Here is a 23,136-nt window from a genome sequence, read left to right as displayed (position 1 = left end):
CGGGGGAAGTATATACGTAATGTTTTTAAAGACATATTAGAATAAACTCACTGGCTACCAGTCTCAGGCGATCGCCGAAATTAAATAAACCGTTGCTGATTATTACTCATAACAAAACTCTGGCGGCACAGTTCTACGGCGAGTTCAGGGAATTCTTTCTGAACAACGCCGTAGAGTACTTTGTCTCCCGGTATGCCGGGAGCGGGAAAGTGGTATATCTGGTGTTTTTTTCGTGCTGTTTCGTCCGGATTTTGCGGATAGAACGATGCTAAATGGACTGGATGATACCAGGCGGACAAAATGATTTTGTGACTTTTTGTGAGGCAGATTCGCAGTAAAGTATATCAAGCGAACTTTTTGCTGGGGACGATTAATGATGGAGAAAAAGTGGTTAGATTTATATCTTCAAGAAATGTGGTATGTGAAAAAGAGCTTTATGAAGAGTATAGTGCAAAGTTCTCATCTAATTGGAATGCAAAATATATTTTTCGAGATTTAGAAAGACTTAATCCTAAATTTTATCTAATACCTGTAAAAACTGTGGATACAAATATAAAAGAATGGATAACAATAAATGATGATTTTTTATCAAAAGAGGATGCAATAAAAATATATGATAAATGTGGTACTTTAATGCATGTTTCGAATCCTTATGGTTCGCAAACAGATCCTCATTATTATGAAAGAATGATGCCTATATGGTATAAAAAAATTATGAATCTTTTATCGCAACATTTGATACATATGGTTGGGGGTAATCAAATTTATTGCATTGTAATGAACGGAGAAAAGAATCCTCAAGGATATCAATTTGTGCGCGATGATGAAATGTGACTATAATGTATAAGCAGATCTAAAAGTAGTTAATTCTATTTTTATAAAAGGAGTGATTTAATGGCAATCCCTACCAATATAAAAACGTTACTTTCTGGCGATGTTGTTGAGTGGGCGCGAATAGAATTCAAAGAAACATGGGATGCCGAAGCTTCTCTAAAAACAGTCTGTGCCTTTGCCAATGATCTTGATAACTGGGGCGGAGGCTATATTGTTATTGGAGTGGAAGAAAACAATGGACGTCCTGTCTACCCTCTTAAAGGAGTTCCTACAGACAAAATAGATTTTTATCAAAAAAGTATTTTAGCAAAATGTAAATTGATAAGACCAGCATATATGCCGATAGTGGAAGTGGTTGATTATCAGAACAAGAAGTTTATTGTCCTTTGGTGTCCGGGAGGAGACAGCAGACCTTATTCTTCTCCTAAAACAATGGCGAAAGATAATAAAGAGCGTATTCATTATATCCGAAAAATGTCGAATACAGTGGAACCGTCAGATGATGAAGAGAAAGACTTATTTAATCTTGCTAACCGGATACCTTTCGATGATCGCGTGAATCATCAGGCGGATATTTCAGATTTGAACATTACACTTATTCAAAACTATTTAAAAGAAGTAAAAAGCTCTTTGTACGAAAAGTCGAAGACAGGGGACTTTATTGAAGTATGTAATGATATGAACATAATCTGTAATCTTCCGGAATACACAAAGCCGAAGAATGTTGGATTGATGTTTTTTAATATGGAACCTGATAAGTTCTTCCCGTATACCCAGATAGATGTCGTTCAATTTCCAGAGGGATTGGGAGGAAACAATATTATAGAACAGACATTTAAAGGACCAATTCATCAACAGCTTAGAGAAGCGCTGCAGTATATCAGGAATTCCATCATTACGGAAAAAGTCGTAAAGCATTCTGACAGGCCGGAAGCAGATCGGTTTTTTAATTATCCACTGGCAGCGATTGAAGAAGCGCTCTCTAATGCTGTATATCACCGTGGTTATGATGAACGAGAACCGATAGAAGTGAGAGTGGAAAATGACAAGATAGAAATTGTGAGTTTTCCTGGACCTGATCGTTCTGTGACTCTGGAAGGGCTGAAGTCATTTCATGTATCCAATCGTCGGTATAGAAACCGCAGGATCGGTGATTTCCTGAAAGAATTGCATCTGACAGAAGGAAGAAATACCGGATTTAAGAAAATATTAGACGCCTTGGAGGCAAATGGGTCTCCAAAACCGGAATTTGAAACAGATGAAGCGAGAAGTTATTTCATCTCAAGATTCTATATTCATGAAAAATTTCAGAATGTGCCTAAAAAGGAGCCGAAAAAGAGCCAAAAAGGAGCCGAAAAGGAGCTGAAAAAAGGAGTTGAGAGAAAGAAAATAATATTGAAGCTTTTGGAAGAAAATCCAACGATGACTCAAACACAACTTACAGAAAGATTGAAATTAACCAGGAAGCAGATTCAAACGGATGTCAAGGAATTGAGGGATGAAGGCATTCTGGAACGTAAAGGTTCGAATAGAAGAGGATATTGGATTGTAAATAAAGAGCTTTAATGAATTGCAAAAAGAGGATATATTATCATGGATCACTTTGAATTAGTATCAGAATACAAACCCACCGGCGACCAGCCCCAGGCCATCAAGCAGCTGGTCAAAGGTTTTAAGGAAGGCAACCAGTGCGAGACACTCCTTGGCGTCACCGGCTCCGGTAAGACCTTTACGATGGCCAATGTCATCCAGCAGCTGAATAAACCAACGCTGATCATTGCACACAACAAGACACTGGCGGCACAGCTCTACGGTGAGTTCAAAGAGTTCTTCCCCAACAATGCGGTGGAGTACTTTGTCTCCTAGTGTGCCGGAGCCGGAAAATGGGGGATATCTGGTGTTATTTGGCGCTGATTTGTCCATATTTTGTGGAGAAAATAGGACGAAATAGGGCAGATGAGACCACGTGGACAAAATAATTTTGTGACTTTTTGCAGGGAAAATTCGTAATGAAACATGCTGGATAGGAAATTTTTCTTCAACCATGTTGATAGAGTTTTTATAAGGAATGAAATATAGAAAGGAAATTTTGCAATGCGATCACAGCTATATTTATGGGAAAAGTTAAGGCAGAAATATATCGAAGATTTAACATTCATAAAAGAAATGTTTATAGAAAGAATACAACCCATTTTTGCTAATGCGGAGAAAGAGGCTATCTCTTATAGAAACAACTTATGGAAAGAGATTGAAAAATCAGTTAGTCCAGAGGAAGGTTATAGTGATTTAAGTGGCTATGCTGATTTCGTGCAAGAGGAAGCGGGAGAAAAATATGAAATGCTTTCCCTTATGCACTATCGGAATATTGGAATGTGGATTGAATGTTTATGCCAAGTATGGGAACAACAATTATATTCGTTTATTATTCACGAGGCTAAACAGGAAGGAATTGTATATGATCCTTCTGATATGAAGAAAGGATTTCCATTTGTAAAAGAGGTTTTTGGAATGCACCAACAAGTCTTCGATCAAATGTCCTCTTGGGATGTGATTAATGAAATGCGATTATTGGTTAATGTTTTAAAACATGCCGAGGGTGATTCTGAACGGAAGTTGCGAGATTTGAAACCCGAATATTTCACACATGATATTTGTGGACAAAAGTATGATTTGATGTCTAGATATCATACTTCATTATTAGATTCTACTTTAGCAATACACGAACAAGATTTTATAAGATACTATGAAGCCTTAATTCAATTCTGGAAAGATCTTCCGGAACGTATGTATTCAGTAGAAGAATTATAATTCATGCATAATTAAGAAGGCGTAAATAGGTATGGGGAAATTTTTTAAAAGTCAAGATTGGGGAAGAACTATTTTTAAGCATATAGATTTGCCAGTATATGTAACAGATGAATTTTCTTTTTATCGTTGTGTAGAATTTAGAGAAGAATTTTATGGAAAAACTGTAAGTGAATTATTTAATGGTAATTTGAGAACTTGCTGTGGGAGATATTCCAAGCTTTTTCCAGGACAAAAAATATCTTATTGGGCAGATAGTCCCTATACTTCAAGAGCCGAAATTAAAAAGCATGGGGCATCAAAAAATGTTATTACTTTTTGGGCTTATGATGATGATACAAGTACATTTCCATGCTTAGGAAAGGATGAGCCACTTATTATTATAGACGGACGAAAATGTGGAGTGCAAGAATTGATTGATAAAGCTGATAATGGAGAAGATTTAACTGATGGAGAAATGATTTTATTAAAACAAATTCTCGCACAACAACCAGATTGTCTTGTATATGATTCTCATGCAAAAACAGGAGGAGAAAATTATATTTTTTTTGAAAAAGGGTTTAAAAAATTAGCTTTGAGACAACTGAGACTATATTTAGGAGAGAGACGAGGTAAAAATAGAAAAACAATTGTGTGTGCAGATACCTCAGATTATATGCCATTTCCTCAAAATTATGGGAAATATTTTAAACCGTTGGCCAAAATAGGAATGAACACAGAATACTTGAATAGTGTAGAATATCGGGAAAGAGAACAAAACTTAGAAATTTCTATGCAAAAACTTTTAGCAGCATATGAAAATGATCCTGCAAATGCAAAATAGAATAATTTACATAGCCGGAAGGTTTTCATTTACGAAAATCATCCGGCTTTTTTCATGCCCATTTTTATACATAGCCATTTCCCCACACAGGAAGATGGCTATTAAATTTTTAGGAAAGGAGGGAACCATTATGGCGAATTGCAAAGTAATTGCGATTGCCAACCAGAAAGGCGGAACGGGGAAAACCACTACCACCGTCAACTTAGGGATCGGGCTTGCCAGAGAAGGGAAGAAGGTTCTTCTGGTGGACGCTGATCCGCAGGGCGATCTGACAACCTCACTGGGATGGCCGGAGCAGGATAATCTTTCTGTGACGCTTGCCACACAGTTAGAGGGAATTGTGGCTGACCGGGAAATGGATAGCCACGCCGGGATTTTACACCATGAGGAAGGCGTTGATCTGATCCCGTCCAATATCGAACTGGCAGGACTGGAAGTTATGCTTGTCAATGCCATGAGCCGAGAACTCACTCTGAAAAATTATCTGAATGAAGTGAAAAGCGGATACGACTATGTGTTAATCGACTGTATGCCGAGTTTAGGTATGCTGACGATCAATGCACTGGCGGCGTCCGACAGTGTGATTGTTCCGGTGCAGGCCCAGTATCTCCCGGCAAAGGGAATGACACAGCTCATGAAAACAATCGGTAAGGTGCAAAGGCAGATCAATCCGGCGCTGAAGGTGGACGGTGTACTTTTGACACTTGCGGATATGCGGACCAATCTGGCCCGTGTGACCGCAGAAAGTATCCGTCAGAATTACGGGAGAATGGTTAAGGTTTACCAGACTGTCATTCCGGTTGGCGTGAAAGCGGCGGAAACGAGTGCCGCAGGACAGAGCATTTACAGCTATGACAAAAACAGTACAGTAGCAAAAGCCTATGCGTCATTTACAAGGGAGGTGGTACGGGATGGCGAAAGGCAGAGAAATAAAACTGCCCCTTCCCGCAGCAGATGATCTGTTCAGTACGCAGGAGGAACGTGACGAGGCGAAACGGGAGTTTATCGCAGATATTCCTCTGACAGAGATCAGCGACTTTCCTGACCATCCGTATAAGGTAAAGCAGGATGAAAGTATGCTGGAGCTGGCGGCAAGTATCCGGGAAAAAGGCGTGGTCAATCCTGCTCTGGTGCGTCCGAAACCGGAAGGCGGTTATGAAATGGTGGCAGGACACCGGAGAAAATTCGCCAGTGAGCTTGCCGGGGAAGCGGTCATGCCCTGTATCGTGCGAAATCTGACAGATGATGAGGCTACGATCATCATGGTGGACTCTAACCTGCAAAGGGAGAAAGTCTTACCGTCAGAAAAAGCCTTTGCCTATAAGATGAAACTGGACGCAATGAAACGGCAGGGTAAGCGCACTGATTTAACTTCTGTGCCACTGGCACAGAAGTTACAAGGAAAGACATCAAGACAGCTTTTAGGAGAGCAAGTTGGAGAAAGTCAGGATCAAATCCGCCGCTATATCCGTCTTACCGATCTTATCCCACCTATTCTGGATATGGTGGACGAGGGAAAGATTGCCATGCGTCCGGCAGTAGAGTTGTCTTACCTGCCGAAAGAGCAGCAACAGGTGCTTTTTGACACAATGGAACTGGAGGACTGTACTCCAAGTCACGCACAGGCGATTAAAATGCGGAAGTTTGCGGAGGCGGGAAAGCTGAATGAGGATGTGATCCTGTCGATCATGACCGAGGAAAAGCCGAACCAGGTGGAGCAATTTAAAATCCCGAAAAAGAGGATTGACAAATATTTTTCTCCGGGAACCACGCCAAAGCAGATGGAGGACACGATCATCAAGGCACTGGAACTGTACCGCAGACGGGAGAGAGGACGGGAAAGGTAAGAGGACGCCAGGGGGAAAGTGGGTTCCTATGTGGATTTCCAGCTTTTCCGATTTTCTGGTTTCCCCTCCCCACACCCTACCCCTTCCGGATTACCAGCAGTTTACCAGCCGAAAAGAAGAATAAGGAGCCGGTGGCTATCCACATCCCGCCGGATCAGTACCCAGCCCTGCCAGCAAGCAGGGATTTTTTTATGTGGGCCGAAAGGCTCAGAAATGGAGGAGAATGAAGTGAAGAAAATCAAACAGTTATTCAGGAAAGGAGTCGCATTGGCACTGGCGGCGGTCACGACACTGTCCGTCCTTCCGGCCGCCACGGTATCGGCTGCGTCCCAGCGGGCAACGATCACGTTCGCCTACTGTTATGACGGAAACGGGAATACCATCCGGTATCAGCAGACGGCGTCTCATAACGGAGTTACGTTCAGCCATGCGGGAGAGGCCAGGACCCGGATCTATGCAGATGGGGATAATGCCTACTGTATCGAGCCGGGAATCTCCCTGCATACCGGGAACACACTGGAGAAGGACGCTTCTGTGGTGTGGAACAACTTAGGAAAGGCAAAACAGGACGCCGTAAATCTTGCCCTACTGTATGGCGCACAGGGCAGCATGGGCAGTCTGTCCGGCACGGAAGATGAAAAGGTGCTTGCGACACAGATGGTCATCTGGGAAATCGTGAGCGGGTGCAGGAATGCCAACGCTCCGTATGCGCAAACGGACGCCAAATTTTATAACAGCCTTTGCGTAGGTGGGGCGAACAGCGGGATAGCGGCGGCCTATCAGCAGATTATTTCCGGTATGGTCAGCCACGGAACCATCCCTAGCTTTGCGTCCGGAAGTACAGACAGTGCTCCCCAGGAACTGAAATGGGACGGCAAACAGTATGTATTGAAATTGACAGACAGCAACGGCGTTCTGTCGAAATTCAATTTCACATCATCCAACAGTGATGTGAAAGTCAGTAAATCCGGAAATACACTGACCATCACATCCAGCAAAGCGATTGCCGGGAACGTGCAGTTATCCGCAACCAAGAAGATCCCTACAGTGAGCAGCAGCGCCAAGCTGATCGCTTACGGAGATCCGTCTTTGCAGGACATTGTCACAGGTGTGGAGAATACCGCAGCCGTGAAAGCATATCTGAATGTGAAAATCCCTTATGGGCATATCCAGATTGTGAAAACTTCCGAGGACGGTGTGGTAGCCGGACTGAAATTCCAGATCACGGGAAACGGGATTGACCAGACCGTTACCACCGGAGAGGATGGAACGATCAAGGTGGAGAACCTTCAGCCGGGAACCTATACGGTAACGGAGCTGACGGAGAACCGGTATGAACCGCAGAAAGCGCAGACAGTGGAGGTCAAAGGCGGGGAAACCGCTGCGGTGGATTTTTCCAATATCCTCAAGCGTGGAGATTTGAAAGTGACCAAGACTTCTGAGGACGGCCTGGTGGAAGGCATGAAGTTCCATCTCTACGGAACCTCTCTTTCCGGTATTCCGGTGGATGAGTATGCGGTTACGGACAGCGCAGGTGTTGCCATGTTTTCTGATATTCTGATCTCCGGCGATACGCCCTATACGCTGGAGGAAGTGGAGACAGCAGACCGCTATGTGGTTCCGGCGGACCAGAGCGTGACGGTCAACTGGAATGAAGTGACCAACGCTACCGTCCATAACGTGCTGAAAAAGTTCCGGGTAACCGTCGCAAAGACAGACCGGGAGACAGGAACCCCGCAGGGAGACGCTACGCTGGCAGGCGCAGTATACGGGATTTATGACGGGGATACGCTGATCGACACTTACACCACAGACGGCAACGGCAGTTTTACCACGAAATATTATGTGTGTGGAGACAACTGGACAATCCGGGAGATCAGCCCGTCCGAAGGGTATCTGCTGGATGAGACTTCCTACCATGTGGGAGCGGAGGCAACCCTTTATACGGTAGAGCTGAACGATACTTCCAATGATGTGACGGAACAGGTTATCAAGGGAAGAATTTCTATCATCAAGCACACGGATGACGGAAGTACGCAGATCGAAACACCGGAGGAAGGCGCAGAGTTCCAAGTGTATTTAAAGAGTGCAGGCAACTATGACAGCGCAAAGGACAGCGAGCGGGATACGCTGGTGTGTGATGAGAACGGATATGCCGAGACGAAAGACCTGCCTTATGGCATTTATACGGTACACCAGACAAAAGGCTGGGAAGGCCGGGAGATGATCGGAGACTTTGATGTGTATATCAGCAGTGACGGAGAAGTTTACCGCTACCTCATCAACAACCGCCTGTTTGAATCCTATATCAAAGTAGTCAAGAAAGACGCAGAAACGGGAAACACCATCCCCCTTGCGGGAGCCGGGTTCCAGATCTATGACGAATCCGGGAACCTTGTGACCATGCAGTATACCTATCCGGAAGTCACAAAGCTGGATACTTTCTATACCGGAAGTGACGGTTATCTGATCACACCGGAGGTACTGCCTTATGGAAATTACACATTAGTGGAGGTACAGGCTCCTTATGGGTATGTACTGGACAGTACGCCGGTTCCATTTACAGTATCTGAGGAACAGTCCGGGGAGGACAGCGGAGTGACTGTGATCACGGTGGAAAAAGAGGATATGCCGCAGAAAGGCAAGATCCTTGTGAGCAAAACCGGCGAGGAATTTTCTTCTGTGCAGGTGTCCGGAGACGGTGTGGTGGACAAAGACGGGAACCTTGCGGAAGGCGAGAATATTTACACGCCTGTTTATGCAGTAACCGGGCAGGCCGGGGCGGTATATGAAGTGATCGCCGCCGAGGACATTGTGACGCCGGACGGAACCGTGCGGGCAAACGCCGGGGATGTGGTGGATACCATTACCACAGATGAGGAAGGCAAGGCAGAGACAAAAGAACTGTATCTGGGAAAATACCAGATCGTGGAAAAGACAGCGCCGGACGGTCTGGTGCTGAATACAGAAACCCATGAGGTGGAGCTGACCTATGCCGGACAGGAGGTATCTGTAACAGAAGCGGACACCGCTTTCTATAATGAGCGGCAGAAAGTGACGGTTGACCTCACAAAGACACTGGAACAGGATGAGATCTTTGGAATCGGAAATGCGGGAGAAATCCAGAACGTAGCCTTTGGACTGTATGCCGCAGAGGATCTGACAGCAGCGGACGGTTCCGTGATCCCGGCGGACGGTCTGATCGAGATCGTGTTCTGCAGTGCAGAGGGAACCGCCGCATTTCACACAGACCTGCCGTTTGGCAAGTATTATGTGAAAGAAGTTGCCACGGATCAGCATTATCTTTTGTCAGAAGAAACCTATCCTGTGGACTTTACCTACCAGGGGCAGGATACCGCTGTTGTCCATATTTCTGCAAATGAGGGAAATGCCATTGAGAATGAACTGATCCGGGGAAAAATCTCCGGACGGAAAGTAGATACGGACGGGGAGGCACTGGAAGGCGCAACAATCGGTCTGTTTTCCGCAGGTGCAGAAGAATTTACGGAAGAAACCGCCTTAATGGTAACAACTTCTGATGAGGACGGAGCCTTTGCATTTGAGGATGTACCCTTTGGCAGATGGATCGTCCGGGAGATTGCAAGCCCGGAAGGATATGTGCTGAATGAGGCCCTCCACTATGTATCGGTTACGGAAGATGAGGAAGTGATCGAGGTGGAGCTGATCAATAAACTGATTGAGGGCAGTGTCCGTCTGACAAAAGTGGACGCAGAATATCCGGCGAACAAGCTGACGGGTGCTGTATTTGAGTTGTATGCGGATACGGACAAAGACCAGAAACTGACGGACAAAGATGAACTTGTGGGAGAAATCCCGGAAATCTCAGAAGGCATTTATCAGACGGACGGCCTGCTCTACGGAGGATATTTCGTGAAAGAAAAGACCGCTCCGGAAAGTTTCAAGTTGGATAAGAACGCCTATTATTTTGAGATCAGCGAGGACGGAAAGATCGTTGATGTGGAAAATGAGGCAGGCGTAGGCTTTATCAATCAGCCGATTACCGGGAAACTGGAACTGACCAAGACAGATGTTGCGGATGGGAAACCTCTTCCAAACGCCGGATTCCGCATTAAGGACGAAGATGGAAATATCGTTGCCACAGGCGTAACAGATGAGAACGGGATCGCCATCTTTACTCTGCGGTATGGAAAATACACCTATCAGGAGTACAATGCGCCGGAAGGCTATGAGATTGATGAGTCCGAATACGCCTTTGAGATCAAGGAGGACGGACAGATCGTAAAGGCTACTATGACCAATGAAAAGATCCCGGAGGAATTGATTACGACACCAAAGACCGGGGATGACAGCAGACCGGGCCTGTGGATCGGGTTATCTGCCCTGTCCGGAGCAGGTGTGGCAGTCTTTGGTATTCTGACCGCAGTGAAAATGAGAAAAAGGAAGGGGGAAGATAAAGCATGAACGCAAAGATGTGGATCACGGTCATTTTAGTGGTATTTATCGCAGGGGCATTGATCTGGCTGAATCTGCGGAACCGTAAGAAATAGACAGAATGTGACAGGAGGCGGCGGTCAGCCGCCTCTTTACATACCGGACGAAAGGAGGTGTAAAAGTTGGCACAGATCAACCATAAGGCTGTCCGTTCCCTCTCAAAGCTGATGGAGGCGGGATTTGACAGTGAAAAAACAGTCTTAAATATGACAATGGATGATATTTTGTCTCTGCCGGGGATCACAGTGGCAGAAATCGGGATGATCAATGAGATCCAGAAAGCAGTAAAAGCCGGGAAATTTATCACATTTTTGGGAGGAGGGGAGATATGAGCAGTGGAAACATGATCTGCTTTACAGACAGCCGGGAAACCCCGCTTTTTTCTCTCTCAGACAGTTCTTTTCTGCGTCTGGAGTATGACAACGGGGATTGCTCCTGCGCTTTCTGTCGTTACCACAGTGAGGAACAGGTGGAAATAGATGGAAAGTGCAGGAATATCCGTCAGTTTGCAAAGCAGATGGAGAAGAATGGAATCCGGTATCGGCCCATGAGTGAGAAAAAGAGGAAAGGAGTCAGAACACATGGCAAGATATAACGCAATGGAAGAAACCTTTACAGAAGTCCGGCATGATGATGAAGGGTGGGGAGATCCGGTGCAGATTGCAAAGGGGATCATGGTCAATCATTTTGGCTCTATTATTACCCGTGAACCCATCAGACTGCCACCACACGGGTATTTAGATATTGATCCAGAAAAGGACTGGGATTTTTGTGATGGAGATTGCCGCACAGTCCGGGAGTTTATGGAAAAATACCCACCTGCCCGGCAGAAGGAAAAAGAACAGGAACGATAGGAGGACAGAGTTGTGGCAAAGAAGAAATATGATCTGATCACAGACCTCTATGCTGAGGCGGTCAAGGAAGTAACTGCCAGTCCGGAAAACTGGCTGTCTTTCCTGCGCTCTGCCTGCCGGAACTTCCGGCTGCCTTTTGATGACCAGATTCTAATCTATGCACAGCGCCCACAGGCGTCCGCAGTGCTGCCTATGAAAGTTTGGAATGAGAAGTTTGGACGGTGGGTAAAGCGGGATTCCAAAGGAATCGCCGTTTTTGACAAGGACAGTCCGAAACTGCGGCTGAAATATTATTATGACGTTTCCGATACGCAAGAAGGGCGTTTCCGCCGCCTGCTCCGGCCAGTGCCTTTGTGGGAAGTGCCGGAAGAATATCAGCCGGATGTGCGGGAAACCCTTGCCAATGCTTTTGGTGTGGATGAGACAGTGACAGGATTTGCGGAAACCATACTGGAGGCGGCAAAGATTGCGGCAGAAGATAACTTGGCGGATTATCTGCCGGATCTGCTTGCAGGACGGAAAGGCAGTTATCTGGAAGAGGTGGACGAGTACAACGTAGAGGTGGAAGCCCGACAGCTTTTAGCGGCCAGCACTGCTTATATGGTCATGGTACGGTGCGGCGTGGATACTGACCTGTATCTGGACACAGAGGATTTCCGGAATATCACGGATTTTAATACGCCGGAAATGGTCAACCTGTTTGGCGTTGCGGCCAGTGATGTGGCGGAAATGGCATTATCCGAGATTTCCGATACCGTCCATAAGCTGAGAAAGGCAGAGAGAAAGAAAAATCGTACCTTTGCCGGAAGAGAGGCAGGCCGATATAATGAAAGCGAAAACAGAGAACAGATTACAGAAAGGGGCGTTACACATGAGAGCGATCACATACAGCAGACAGGGCGATTATCTTCTTCCGGATCTGACCGTGCCGGACGAACCGGAAGTACACCGTGGGAAGTACGCTTCCCTCCGTCATACTTATCTGAAAAATTACCGGTATGGGATGTATCTGAACCTGCTGACAAAAGGAGAACTGAACCGACATCTGAACGAAGTGCAGAGAGAGGCACAGGAGAGGATGGAAGTTCTGACCGAACAGATGAAAGCAGCCTGGGGCGTGACAGAGGAACTGAAAGCGAAAGACCAGATGGCGTGGGTACAGCAGATGAACAACATCCGGCAGGCAGCGGAAGAGATCGTGATGAAAGAGCTGATCTACAGCTAACCGGACAGGAACCACAGTCGGAAGAGGAAAGGCAGGAACCGACTGCAGAGCCACAGCCAACGGTGGCAGAACAACAGACATTTTTGGAAGAACTGGCAGGAGAGGAATCTCCTGCTTTTTCTATGCCACAGGAAATCATCGACCATGCACTGCAGATGGGGTCTTCCTTTGAACATGGCAAATACAGAATTTACTCCTATTTTCTGCAAGGCCACAGCAATAAGGAGAGAGCAGATTTTTTAAAACAGGAATACGGGATATGGGGATCAGGATCGGACTATTTAGGAGAAAAATTTAACCGGGGAACCAGTGCAAAAGGGTATTTTATCAAATGGAAAGACTATGAAACTACCCTGAAATGGACAGCGGTTGCAAAACGGATCGAGGAACTGATTTCTGTCGGACGGTATATGACAGAAAAGGAACTGGAGTATATCCCGGAGTATGAAAAAGGAGTTCTGGCGAGAGGTATTTATAACTTTTTCTATCATCAGCCGGAGACGTTTTTACGTCCGTATCCGTATGGCTCAGATTATCATAGAGCGATAGACCAGATCCGTCCGCAGCTTGATGATCCAAACCGGGTAAAAGAAATCCTTTCCATGATGGAAGAGGTTCTTGCGGGAACCGCAGATTACGATCAGCGATACCCGTCTATGCAACAGGCGCACCAGGACCTTACGGATTACCGGGACGGAGCGTTCAGCTTATTTACTCCAATACCAGCCGAAAGAGAAAACACGCAGGCTCCCCCGGAGCCTGTCCCGGCACAGAGCCGGGAAGAGGTTCTGGCCGGACGTCTCAATGCGTTTTACCAGTCATATGACTGGTATGAATATCAGGATACAATTGAGGCAGGAGAGGCACAGGAAGATGTTCTGCGCCAGTTGCAGGAACAGTTGGAAGATCCCCAGTCTGTGCAGGAAATTTACAGTTATCTGATCCGTGTCCGGGAAGGGATGGACACGGAGGATGAAAACTATTCCGAAGTGTCTGAACTGATCGCCGGGATTGCAGACTTACCTGCTATGAATCCGCCTTATGACCTGCAGGTGGATACGATTGTCACAATAGGCACAAAGGAATATTCCATTGACTTTATCTCCGATGAGATGGTGGTTCTGCGTGACCAGATGTATCCGCTCTTCACAGAGGAAATGCCAAGAGAGGTGTTTGACCGCCGGGTACGGGAAAATCCGGCGAATGATCATCTGAAGGTATACAGGAAACCATCAGAGGAACCAGCCGAAAAAGACAAGGAGGAACCGGCTCCCACACAGGAAATGGCGCAGGAGCAGGAGGACGGATTTACCGGGATAAAACCGGAGGACAATCCTTTTGAGAAGGAACCGGAAGAAGTTCTGGAGGATCTGGCCCCGGCATGGGCACAGAAGAAACCTGCCGGGAGGGTAAGAGGGTTTGATCTGCACCCGGAAATTCCCCAGGAGAGCCGCAGCCAGTATCGGATCACGGATGAGCATTTGGGGGAGGGCACCGCTAAAGAGAAGTTCCGTGCGAATCTCATGGCGATCCAGCTATTGAAGAAGTGTGAGGAAGAAAACCGCTTTGCTACGCCAAAGGAACAGGAGATCCTTTCCGGATATGTTGGCTGGGGCGGCTTATCTGACGCTTTTGACGAGACGAAATCTTCCTGGTCAACGGAATATCTGGAATTAAAGACGGTCCTGACAGAGGAAGAGTATGCTGCGGCGAGACAGTCCACGCTGACCGCCTTTTATACGCCGCCGGTGGTCATCAGCGCCATGTATCAGGCGTTGGAGAACATGGGATTGAAATCCGGGAACATTCTGGAGCCAAGCTGCGGAACGGGAAATTTTATCGGACGGAAACCGGAGAGTTTGTCTGACTGCAAGGTTTACGGTGTGGAGATCGACAGTATTTCCGCCCGGATCGCACAGCAGCTTTACCAGAAGTCCACCATCGCTGCTCAGGGCTTTGAGGACGCAGATCTGCCGGACAGCTTTTTTGATGTAGTCATAGGAAATGTGCCGTTTGGAAGTTATAAGGTGTTGGACAGGAAATACGATAAGTACAACTTTCTGATCCACGACTATTTTATCGCAAAATCCATTGACAAGACGAGGCCGAAAGGTGTGCTTGCACTGATTACGTCCAACGGGATCAGCGGCGGGACAATGGATAAGCGGGATGACCGGGTGCGGAGATATATCGCCCAGCGGTGCGACCTGTTAGGTGCGATCCGCCTGCCAAATAATGCTTTCCTTGCCAATGCCGGTACAGAGATCAATACGGATATTCTCTTTTTCCAGAAGCGGGAGACGCCGAGAGACTTAAATGTGGATCTGCCGGACTGGGTGGAAGTGGAGCGTCTCTATGAAAATGACCATGTGAATGAACACGGCGAGAGCCGACACCGGGTGGTCAGTATCAATCCCTATTTTCAGCATCATCCGGAAATGGTACTGGGCGAGCAGGAGATCGTGTCCGGGCCTTATGGTCCGCAGTTGATCTGCAAACCTTATCCGGACAGGGATTTAAAGGAACTTCTGGAACAGGCAGTAGAAAACCTTGAGGCGGAGATCACGGATTATGAGGTGGAGGAGCTGGTGGAGGAAGAGGATTATTCGATCCCGGCTGATCCGTCTGTGGCGAACTTTTCCTATACGGTCTATGATGGGAAGATTTATTATCGGGAAAACAGCCGCATGAAACCGGTGGAACTGTCCGTGACAGCGCAGAACCGTGTGAAAGGCATGATCGCTATCCGGGACTGTACCAGGGAGCTGATCGCTTACCAGACCGAAGGGGATCCGGATGAAGAGATTGAAGGACAGCAGAAAAAGCTGAACCATTTGTATGATCTGTTCCAGAGAAAGTATGGACTGCTGAATTCCAGGGCAAACAGTATGGTGTTTTCTGACGACAGCAGTTATCCCCTTCTCTGTTCCCTTGAGATTGTGGCGGAGGACGGAACGCTGGAGCGGAAAGCGGATATGTTCACGAAACGGACCATCAAGCCTCACGAGACGGTAACGAAAGTGGATACCGCAAGTGAGGCTTTATCTTTGTCTCTCTCCGAAAAAGCCTGTATAGATATGGAGTATCTGTGTTCCCTGACCGGGAAAAGCGCCGGGGAGGTGGAAGAAGAACTAAAAGGCGTGATCTTCCGTCTGCCGGAGTCTGAGGGGATGGATCAGCCCCGATTTGTATCCGAGGACGAATACCTTTCCGGCAACGTGCGTCAGAAACTTCGGGAGGCGAAACGTGCGGCGGAGATCTCCGAGGTGTACCGGAGCAATGTGGAAGCACTGGAAAAAGTACAGCCAAAGGATCTGACCGCTTCTGAGATCAGTGTGCGTCTGGGAGCTACATGGATACCGGAATCGGATATTGCCGACTTTATGTTTGAACTGTTGCAGACGCCAAATTATTCCCAGTGGAAGATCAAAGTCCATTTCTCCCGGCATACCGGGGAATGGAATATCGAAGGGAAGAGCATGGACCGGGGAAATCCCCGTGTTACCAACACCTATGGAACAAACCGGGTAAATGCCTATAAGATCATAGAAGATACGCTGAATCTGCGGGATACCCGTGTGTTTGACTATGTGGAGGATGCGGAGGGAAAACGTAAGCCAATCCTGAACAGAAAGGAAACCGCCATTGCGCAGGGAAAGCAGGATCTGATCAAGCAGGCGTTCCAGGAATGGATCTGGAAAGATCCAAAGCGCAGGCAGCGGCTGACCGAAGATTATAATGAACGGTTCAATGCGATCCGCCCACGGGAGTATGACGGGAGCCACCTGCATTTCTATGGTATGAACCCGGAAATTACTTTGCGGAAACACCAGAAGGACGGCGTGGCCCGGATCATTTACGGCGGGAATACGCTGCTGGCCTATGTGGTGGGCGCAGGAAAGACCTATACGATGGTGGCGGCTGCGATGGAGTGCAAACGGTTGGGGCTGTGCAGTAAATCTATGGTCGTGGTGCCAAATCACATCATCGAGCAGTTCGCCGCTGAGTGGCTCCAGTTATATCCGGCAGCCAATATTCTGGTGGCAACAAAAAAGGATTTTGAGAAGAAAAACAGGAAAAAGTTCTGCGGCAGGATCGCTACCAGCGACATTGACGCCGTGATCATCGGACACTCCCAGTTTGAGAAGATTCCCTTAAGTGTCGAGCGGCAGGAACGTATGCTGAAGATGGAGATTGATGAAATCATTGAAGGGATCGCAGAGGCGAAAAAGATCCAGGGGAGCCGCTTCACAGTAAAGCAGATGGAGCGTGCCAAGAAATCGCTGGAGACACGCCTGAAACGGCTTCATGACCAGAGCCGGAAAGATGATATGATTACGTTTGAGGAACTGGGCGTGGACCGACTGTTTGTGGATGAGGCGGACGGCTATAAGAACCTTTACCTGACAACCAAGATGCGGAATGTGGGCGGGGTCGCACAGACCGAAGCGCAGAAATCCTCTGATATGTATATGAAATGCCGCTATCTGGATGAAATCACGGGTGGAAAGGGCGTGATTTTTTCAACGGGAACGCCGGTCAGCAATTCTATGGTAGAACTTTATACCATGCAGCGTTATCTGCAGTATGGAACATTGGCGGAGAAAAACTTACAGCATTTTGACGCATGGGCGTCTACTTTTGGGGAGACTGTGACCGCTCTGGAGATTGCGCCGGAGGGGAACGGCTACCGGCTGAAAACACGGTTTGCCCGGTTTTACAACCTGCCGGAACTTATGCAGATGTTCCGGGAAGTGGCAGATATCCAGACGGCAGATATGCTGAATCTGCCTGTACCGGAGGCAGAATACCGGGTGGTAAAAGTAAAACCTACCGAATTGCAGGAAGAAATGGTGGAAGAACTGGGAAACCGTGCGGAGAGAGTGCGGAACAATGAAGTCAATCCAAGGGAAGACAACATGCTCAAGATAACCAATGACGGGCGGAAACTGGCCCTCGACCAGAGGCTTTCCAACCCGCTCCTGCCGGATGATCCGGGGAGCAAGGTCAACGCCTGCGTAGAAGAAATTTACCGGCACTGGGAAGACGGAAAAGAGAAAAAGCTGACGCAGCTTGTGTTCTGCGACCTGTCCACACCAAAAACAGACGGTACATTCAGTGTGTACAATGACATCCGGGATAAACTTCTGGCAAAGGGAATCCCGCCGGAGGAGATTGCCTTTATCCATGACGCCAATACGGATGTGCGCAAAAAGGAACTGTTTTCCAAAGTCCGGCGGGGCGCTGTCCGTATCCTTATGGGCAGTACGTTTAAGATGGGCGCAGGCACGAATGTGCAGGACCGGATCATTGCCAGTCACGACCTGGACTGCCCGTGGCGTCCACGGGATCTGGAGCAGAGAGCGGGCAGGACCATCCGGCAGGGAAATCAGAACCCGAAAGTAGAGATCATCCGGTATGTGACAGAAGGAACCTTTGACGCATACCTCTATCAGACCATTGAGAATAAGCAGAAATATATCAGCCAGATCATGACGTCCAAAAGTCCGGCCCGGAGTGTGGAGGACATAGACGAAGTGGCTCTGTCCTATGCGGAGATCAAGGCGCTTGCCACCGGAAACCCGCACATCAAAGAAAAGATGGATCTGGATATACAGGTAACCAGGCTGCAGCTATTAAAGCAGAGCTTTCTGAACCAGAAATATGAGATGGAGGATCAGGTGGCAAAACATCTTCCGGCACGGATCAGAGAGCAGGAGACATGGATCACGCAGTATGAGGCAGACATTGCCCAGGTCAAGGCGCACACACCGCTGGATCGGGAAACCTTTCCAGTCATGCAGATCGGGGATCACTCTTACACGGAGAAAAAGGAGGCAGGACAGGCAATTATTGACGCCTGCAAAGCCATGAAATCTCCGGAGCCTGTGTTACTGGGGGCTTATCGTGGACTTTCGATGGAGCTGTCCTATTCTTCTGTCGGCCAGGAATTTGTGATTGCGTTACATGGAAAAGGAACTTATAAAGTGCCGCTTGGAACGGACATTTATGGAAATATCACAAGGCTTGACAATAAGATGAATGAGCTGCCGGACAATCTTTCCCGTTGCCGGGAACAGCTTGAGACGGCAAAAAGCCAGTTGGAGACAGCGAAAGTGGAGGCGCAGAAAGAATTTCCGCAGGAAAAAGAACTGGCAGAGAAAGTGGCACGGCTGGGGGAACTGAACGTGCTTCTGGATATGGATAAGAAAGACCGGGTTGTGATGGAGGAAGAACCGGAAACAGAGGAAATCGAGCCGGAACGGGAAAAAACGGCCTGGGTGCGGTAAGAAAAGCGGTATCGGGAGACTGATACCGTGGTACATAGCCTGCCTGATGTGCGAACAGCAGAAACGCACAATCGCCGGGAGAGGCAATCTCTGCTATAGTGGCAGAGGAAAGGAGGGAAAGAAAGGCTATGAAGATAGCAGAGATCGATACGGATGATCTGCCGATCTGGATGTGTGCTGTCGTAGATACCGTCAGTGAGAACTGCAAAAAGCGCCTGAAAACGTCCCCACAATACAGCCGGATTGTAGAGGAAAGCGACAAACTTCTTTTCCAATATCCGTTTATTTCCACGCTGATCGACCGGGATAAAATCGAAACGCCGATGAATCTGACGCTGGAACAGACAAAAGCACTGTCCAGATTTCTCGCATTGGACGCAGACCGGGAAGATTATGAACGGATACAGCTTTATCTCATGGGGTGTCAGCATACCATAGAAGTGCTGCAGCTACTGGAACTTTTATAGGAAACAGCGGACTGGATTGTAGAAAGATCGAAAACTGGATATAGTAAGATAAGAAAGCAGATTAGCAGAACAGAGAGGATGAACAGTTTGGAGAAGACAGATTTTTATGATCTGGTGGAGCGGATCAAAGATAGTTTTATGGAGATCGACAGCGATATCATGGTGGATCTGAAAAAACAGGACGAGGACTATGCCAATATGTGCCAGGAACTGGGAGAAATGGAGAGCAGGTATCCGTTTATTTTGGAAGTGACAGAAGGGAGCGGAGCCATCAGCCTTACAACCGAGGAACATGAAATTGTGAGGCAATATATGAGCAGGATGTTTGAGAAAGAGACGATAGAACGCTGCCAGATCTATTTCCGGGGGCATACGGACGGATATGCGTATCTGAAAAAGATTGGGGCAATCTAAAAAAGTCCTGTAATTTTTAAATTATCGCATATACTATTATATACACGCAGACATGAGTAAGAGCAGTGATGGTATCTTGACATCAGTATGAAAGCGTGTATAATTATAATTAAAGAAAGGTGATTCCCTACCTGAGTAATCTTTGAGATTATGAAATGGGAGACGATAAAGAAGTAATGAGCGTGGTCCTGCTTAGTGGACGATTCAAAATGAGCGTGGTCCTGCTTAGTGGACGATTCAAAATGAGTGTTTCCCTACTTAGTGGGAAAAAGATAGCCGCTGACAAGCGGCTATTTTCAAAGGAGATAAATGAGATTATTAGAAGAGGACATAAGAAAAACCACACCTATTTTATGTGAGATTCAACGGGATTATATAAAATATATGCACGATGCGGACTGGCGTGTCAGCGTCAAATATAACAACAGAAAATTTGTAGGTTTAGCAGTACAAATTAATGGTAGAATGTTTGTAGTTCCATTAACATCACAAACAACAAAGGAAAGAATTGCAAGAGGAAAGAAGAAAAGAAGCGCTGCCATTACTACCTTTCTCAAGGTGGCAGGCGAGGAGATAGCAAATTTACTGCACAATAACATGTTTCCAGTACCAGACGACCAGATAAAACCCATACAGATCGATCCAAAAGTCGATACATATCTGGCAAATGAGGAACGACAGATAAGAAAGAAATGGGTTGAAATAAATACTAAGTCTATTGCAGTTTATCGGGAGAGATACGATAAAGAATCAAGAAATTATTATTTTTTTAATAAGACATGCTGTGATTTTAAAAAATTAGAAGTAGAGTGCGATAGGTGGGAAAGAGAACATAATATATCTTCTACGTTATAGTTTTATTTATGTAAAGTAATTACATAGCCGGATGGTTTTCAAAAAAGAAGATCATCCGGCTATTTTTATGCCCGGATATCTGAAATAACTTATGGAACATCCAATCACGGGTAGGAAAGGAGATGAAATTTATGCCTTATGTTGCGCCGGAAGTGGTGCAGAGAGTGAAACAGATCGACTTGCTGACCTATGTAATACAAAAATCTTAGAATTATCATCAGCTTAGAGAGAATAGTGTGTATTCACAGATAGAAAGAAGTGTGGTAAAGTTGTCGTAGAAACAAATTGCTTTTTATGCGATTGTCAAAGGATTTTGACGCGCATTATAAGCGATGTAAAAGCCATTTGGTAGACGATATAGGGTGCTTTTCCTACAATAAAATTGCAAGGGAGGTAAGTGGCATGGGGCATGATATTGGAAGCAAAATTAAGGCAGCCCGGATTGAGAAAAAGCTAACACAAGAACAAGTTGCTGAATTATTGGGAGTGAGTCGCCAGACCATTTCAAATTGGGAAAATGAAAAATCCTATCCGGATATCATCAGTGTCATAAAAATGAGCGAATGCTACGATATCTCTCTTGACTATTTATTGAAGGGAGAACAGAAAATGAAAACCTATTATGATTACCTCGAAGAAACTACAAATGTTGTGAAAAGCAACGCCAACAGAAACAAAATTATTACAATTCTTTCCTACCTGTTGATTTGGGCGTTTGCAATGATTGTGTTCTGGTTCTTTACAAGCGGAAGCGCCGCCATGGGTTACAGTCTGATGTTTCTTTGGATTATTCTTCCTGTAACAACATTTGTTGTGTCCATTGTTATTGGTAAAAATAACTTCTGGAGAAAAGGAAAATGGGCGTTTACCTTTTTCTTTGGCATTATGTATATGTTTGCCGAATATGGCACATTCAAAATGGCAAACAACATTGCTTTTAACAAATTGAATGCCCCGGAATGGGGAATGATTGTAGCTGGAGTAGTAATTTCTGGAATCGGCATGTTGGTAGGTTCGCTGTGTAATAAGAAACGCCATAATCAAAATAAAGATGAATGAAGTTCTGTAGCAAGTAGCAAAAATAGAGTCAGCGACAAATGATAAGTTATAGAACAGAAAAGTGGAAATTAAGGAGGCTCTCGCATATGAAATGGTATAATGATATGACTGAACAAGAAAAACGAAGTTTTAAAAAAGCAATTGTTGTATGTGTAGTAGGTGCAATTTTAATTCTCATTGTTCCCATGGTTTTTATGCTGATTTCTAAGTAAGAGATAACTTCAAAGTTTATAGGAGGATAAATGAATGGAATGGTTACCACTTGCTGTAATAGGCATACTAATTATTATATTGGGTATTGTAAATTTGTTATACTCAAAGATGTTACATTATTAAATTATTAACGAGGTGATGTGAAGGTGAAACGTTGCATTGTAATTACCGATATAGTCGCATAATACGGATAATTTAAGTAGGAGGAATTTGAAATGGCTATATCGGAGAATAAAATATATCCACGTACGGGGGACAAAGAAACCGTTTATTTGAAAAATGTTGTAACAGATCCAAGCATTATTGTTGGTGAGTTTACAATGTATAATGATTTTGTTAATGATCCACAGCAATTTGAAAAAAATAACGTATTATATCACTATCCAATTAATCATGATAAATTGAAGATTGGTAAGTTTTGTTCCATTGCTTGTGGAGCAAAGTTCCTTTTCAATAGTGCAAATCATACAATGAAGTCCTTATCTTCCTATCCATTTCCTATTTTCTTTGAGGAATGGGGATTAGATGTTAAAGATATCACATCAGCTTGGGATAATAAGGGGGATATTGTTATTGGCAATGATGTCTGGATTGGGTATGAAGCAGTTATAATGGCGGGAGTTACCATAGGAGATGGAGCAATTATTGGCACACGGGCTGTTGTGACCAAGGACGTGCCACCATATACAATTGTTGGAGGTGTACCTGCCAAAACAATTCGTAAACGCTTTTCAGATGGAACGATTTCTGATCTTTTAAAAATGAAATGGTGGGATTGGCCAATTGCGAAGATTTCTCAAAATATTGAAGCTATTAAAAATGGAAATTTAAAAGCATTAAAATTGTAAAAGTGTTGGAGCTGAAAAGTTTGAATTATAAACTCAAACAATAATTAGTAATTACATAGCCGGATGGTTTTCAAAAAAGAAGATCATCCGGCTATTTTTATGCCCGGATATCTGAAATAACTTATGGAA

At 45.7% G+C, this 23,136-nt stretch carries 18 protein-coding genes and 2 pseudogenes; all 20 read left to right on the top strand.

What is annotated here, in order from left to right; translation table 11 throughout:
- Window positions 1-80: 80 nt before the first annotated feature.
- Window positions 81-194: pseudogene (locus tag FGQ86_RS16740) on the top strand (excinuclease ABC subunit B); the annotation flags it as partial.
- A gap of 163 nt (window positions 195-357) precedes the next feature.
- Entirely contained in the window at window positions 358-834 is a 477-nt protein-coding gene (locus FGQ86_RS13535) for a hypothetical protein (RefSeq protein WP_138304652.1), read from the top strand.
- Window positions 835-894: 60 nt separating this feature from the next.
- The gene (locus FGQ86_RS13530; protein ID WP_138304650.1) at window positions 895-2,400 is read left to right on the top strand and encodes an RNA-binding domain-containing protein; all 1,506 of its coding nucleotides are present in this window, start codon (window positions 895-897) and stop codon (window positions 2,398-2,400) included.
- A gap of 27 nt (window positions 2,401-2,427) precedes the next feature.
- A pseudogene (locus FGQ86_RS13525) lies at window positions 2,428-2,697 on the top strand (DEAD/DEAH box helicase family protein); the annotation flags it as partial.
- Between the two features lie 231 nt (window positions 2,698-2,928).
- Window positions 2,929-3,642 carry a hypothetical protein gene (locus FGQ86_RS13520; protein WP_138304648.1) on the top strand — a complete coding sequence of 238 codons (714 nt, stop codon included), beginning with the start codon at window positions 2,929-2,931 and terminating at the stop codon, window positions 3,640-3,642.
- A 31-nt stretch (window positions 3,643-3,673) separates the two neighbouring features.
- Complete coding sequence (locus FGQ86_RS13515) at window positions 3,674-4,462, top strand: hypothetical protein (RefSeq protein WP_195639070.1); 789 nt, start codon at window positions 3,674-3,676, stop codon at window positions 4,460-4,462.
- A 130-nt stretch (window positions 4,463-4,592) separates the two neighbouring features.
- Window positions 4,593-5,420, top strand: a complete 828-nt coding sequence (locus tag FGQ86_RS13510; RefSeq protein ID WP_138304646.1) for an AAA family ATPase — start codon at window positions 4,593-4,595, stop codon at window positions 5,418-5,420.
- Window positions 5,374-6,309 (top strand): ParB/RepB/Spo0J family partition protein, encoded by a 936-nt coding sequence (locus FGQ86_RS13505; protein WP_138304644.1) that lies wholly within the window; start codon window positions 5,374-5,376, stop codon window positions 6,307-6,309. The genes FGQ86_RS13510 and FGQ86_RS13505 overlap by 47 nt, the downstream gene beginning before the upstream one ends.
- A gap of 228 nt (window positions 6,310-6,537) precedes the next feature.
- Complete coding sequence (locus tag FGQ86_RS13500) at window positions 6,538-10,752, top strand: SpaA isopeptide-forming pilin-related protein (RefSeq protein WP_243127283.1); 4,215 nt, start codon at window positions 6,538-6,540, stop codon at window positions 10,750-10,752.
- A 152-nt stretch (window positions 10,753-10,904) separates the two neighbouring features.
- Window positions 10,905-11,114 carry a hypothetical protein gene (locus FGQ86_RS13495; RefSeq protein ID WP_070088282.1) on the top strand — a complete coding sequence of 70 codons (210 nt, stop codon included), beginning with the start codon at window positions 10,905-10,907 and terminating at the stop codon, window positions 11,112-11,114.
- On the top strand, window positions 11,111-11,377 hold the full coding sequence (locus FGQ86_RS13490; protein ID WP_070088283.1) for a hypothetical protein: 267 nt from the start codon (window positions 11,111-11,113) through the stop codon (window positions 11,375-11,377). Before FGQ86_RS13495 ends, FGQ86_RS13490 begins: the two co-directional genes overlap by 4 nt.
- The gene (locus FGQ86_RS13485) at window positions 11,364-11,636 is read left to right on the top strand and encodes an LPD28 domain-containing protein (protein ID WP_138304640.1); all 273 of its coding nucleotides are present in this window, start codon (window positions 11,364-11,366) and stop codon (window positions 11,634-11,636) included. The genes FGQ86_RS13490 and FGQ86_RS13485 overlap by 14 nt, the downstream gene beginning before the upstream one ends.
- An 871-nt stretch (window positions 11,637-12,507) precedes the next feature.
- On the top strand, window positions 12,508-12,861 hold the full coding sequence (locus FGQ86_RS16340) for a TnpV protein (RefSeq protein WP_083262843.1): 354 nt from the start codon (window positions 12,508-12,510) through the stop codon (window positions 12,859-12,861).
- A gap of 410 nt (window positions 12,862-13,271) precedes the next feature.
- Window positions 13,272-19,151: an N-6 DNA methylase gene (locus tag FGQ86_RS13480; protein WP_243127281.1), complete on the top strand. Its 5,880-nt coding sequence runs from the start codon at window positions 13,272-13,274 to the stop codon at window positions 19,149-19,151.
- A gap of 128 nt (window positions 19,152-19,279) precedes the next feature.
- Window positions 19,280-19,618, top strand: a complete 339-nt coding sequence (locus tag FGQ86_RS13475; RefSeq protein WP_087211768.1) for a hypothetical protein — start codon at window positions 19,280-19,282, stop codon at window positions 19,616-19,618.
- 78 nt (window positions 19,619-19,696) lie between these two features.
- Window positions 19,697-20,032, top strand: coding sequence for a hypothetical protein (locus FGQ86_RS13470; RefSeq protein ID WP_138304638.1), 336 nt, complete (start codon window positions 19,697-19,699; stop codon window positions 20,030-20,032).
- Window positions 20,033-20,341: 309 nt separating this feature from the next.
- Window positions 20,342-20,887 carry a type III toxin-antitoxin system ToxN/AbiQ family toxin gene (locus FGQ86_RS13465; RefSeq protein WP_072525221.1) on the top strand — a complete coding sequence of 182 codons (546 nt, stop codon included), beginning with the start codon at window positions 20,342-20,344 and terminating at the stop codon, window positions 20,885-20,887.
- 402 nt (window positions 20,888-21,289) lie between these two features.
- The gene (locus FGQ86_RS13460) at window positions 21,290-21,946 is read left to right on the top strand and encodes a helix-turn-helix transcriptional regulator (RefSeq protein ID WP_138304635.1); all 657 of its coding nucleotides are present in this window, start codon (window positions 21,290-21,292) and stop codon (window positions 21,944-21,946) included.
- Window positions 21,947-22,032: 86 nt separating this feature from the next.
- The gene (locus FGQ86_RS16625) at window positions 22,033-22,158 is read left to right on the top strand and encodes a hypothetical protein (protein ID WP_279230607.1); all 126 of its coding nucleotides are present in this window, start codon (window positions 22,033-22,035) and stop codon (window positions 22,156-22,158) included.
- 216 nt (window positions 22,159-22,374) lie between these two features.
- Window positions 22,375-23,007: a CatB-related O-acetyltransferase gene (locus FGQ86_RS13455; protein ID WP_138304633.1), complete on the top strand. Its 633-nt coding sequence runs from the start codon at window positions 22,375-22,377 to the stop codon at window positions 23,005-23,007.
- The last annotated feature ends 129 nt before the right edge of the window (window positions 23,008-23,136 follow it).

The sequence above is a fragment of the Clostridium sp. BSD2780061688st1 H5 genome, assembly GCF_005845155.1.
GTDB classification, from domain to species: Bacteria; Bacillota; Clostridia; order Lachnospirales; family Lachnospiraceae; genus Claveliimonas; species Claveliimonas intestinigallinarum.
This window is presented reverse-complemented; position numbering and strand designations above follow the sequence as displayed.

Coding starts and splice junctions, on each gene's coding strand:
- FGQ86_RS13520 (WP_138304648.1), top strand. CDS start 2,929: ATGCGATCACAGCTATATTTATGGGAAAAGTTAAGGCAGAAATATATC.
- FGQ86_RS13470 (WP_138304638.1), top strand. CDS start 19,697: ATGAACAGTTTGGAGAAGACAGATTTTTATGATCTGGTGGAGCGGATC.
- FGQ86_RS13465 (WP_072525221.1), top strand. CDS start 20,342: ATGAGATTATTAGAAGAGGACATAAGAAAAACCACACCTATTTTATGT.
- FGQ86_RS13510 (WP_138304646.1), top strand. CDS start 4,593: ATGGCGAATTGCAAAGTAATTGCGATTGCCAACCAGAAAGGCGGAACG.
- FGQ86_RS13505 (WP_138304644.1), top strand. CDS start 5,374: ATGGCGAAAGGCAGAGAAATAAAACTGCCCCTTCCCGCAGCAGATGAT.
- FGQ86_RS13475 (WP_087211768.1), top strand. CDS start 19,280: ATGAAGATAGCAGAGATCGATACGGATGATCTGCCGATCTGGATGTGT.
- FGQ86_RS13530 (WP_138304650.1), top strand. CDS start 895: ATGGCAATCCCTACCAATATAAAAACGTTACTTTCTGGCGATGTTGTT.
- FGQ86_RS13485 (WP_138304640.1), top strand. CDS start 11,364: ATGGCAAGATATAACGCAATGGAAGAAACCTTTACAGAAGTCCGGCAT.
- FGQ86_RS16625 (WP_279230607.1), top strand. CDS start 22,033: ATGAAATGGTATAATGATATGACTGAACAAGAAAAACGAAGTTTTAAA.
- FGQ86_RS13515 (WP_195639070.1), top strand. CDS start 3,674: ATGGGGAAATTTTTTAAAAGTCAAGATTGGGGAAGAACTATTTTTAAG.
- FGQ86_RS16340 (WP_083262843.1), top strand. CDS start 12,508: ATGAGAGCGATCACATACAGCAGACAGGGCGATTATCTTCTTCCGGAT.
- FGQ86_RS13455 (WP_138304633.1), top strand. CDS start 22,375: ATGGCTATATCGGAGAATAAAATATATCCACGTACGGGGGACAAAGAA.
- FGQ86_RS13480 (WP_243127281.1), top strand. CDS start 13,272: ATGACAGAAAAGGAACTGGAGTATATCCCGGAGTATGAAAAAGGAGTT.
- FGQ86_RS13490 (WP_070088283.1), top strand. CDS start 11,111: ATGAGCAGTGGAAACATGATCTGCTTTACAGACAGCCGGGAAACCCCG.
- FGQ86_RS13460 (WP_138304635.1), top strand. CDS start 21,290: ATGGGGCATGATATTGGAAGCAAAATTAAGGCAGCCCGGATTGAGAAA.